This window comes from Mesorhizobium sp. M7A.F.Ca.CA.001.08.2.1 (assembly GCF_003998455.1).
Classification (GTDB): domain Bacteria; phylum Pseudomonadota; class Alphaproteobacteria; order Rhizobiales; family Rhizobiaceae; genus Mesorhizobium; species Mesorhizobium ciceri.
In genome coordinates this window covers 1-453 of sequence record NZ_RZPW01001469.1, presented here as the reverse complement: position 1 = coordinate 453, position 453 = coordinate 1, and the positions used below count along the sequence as shown (strand labels likewise).

At 62.0% G+C, this 453-nt stretch carries 1 protein-coding gene; it reads right to left on the bottom strand.

What is annotated here, in order from left to right; translation table 11 throughout:
• On the bottom strand, window positions 1–453 hold a 453-nt coding region (locus EN914_RS38035; protein WP_164779308.1), incomplete at both ends, for a DUF4142 domain-containing protein.

The following is a 453-nucleotide window of genomic DNA, read 5'->3' as shown; positions in this document are numbered from 1 at the left end:
CCGTTCCACGCCAGATGCCCTTGTCATCCTTCGTCAGGGCGGAGACGTCCGAGTAGCCCGCCTTCTCGATGGCGTTCTTGGCCTGGTCCTCGGTGAAGCTGTTGGCGCCAGGCACCGGGGCCACAGAATTTGTGGCGGCCGCATCGGACGCGGCTGGCGCGGAACTGTCGGGGGCAGGAGCGGCAGCCGCGACCTTGCCAACCATCTCCTGATGCATCTTGAGTGTCGGCAACGTCTCGCTTGCAAACGACTTGAGAGCGGAATTGTCGCCGTCCCTGGCGTAGCTTTCAAACATGCTTACAGCATCGGCATGCGCCGTCTTCTGCATGTCGGCATAGGTTGCATCGACTGGCGCCGCAGCTGACTGCAACTTGTCGACGTCGCTCTTGTGGGCAGCGTCGAGGTCGGCGGGCACCTGCAATTTCTGTTCGCCGGCAATACTCTCGTGTTTGG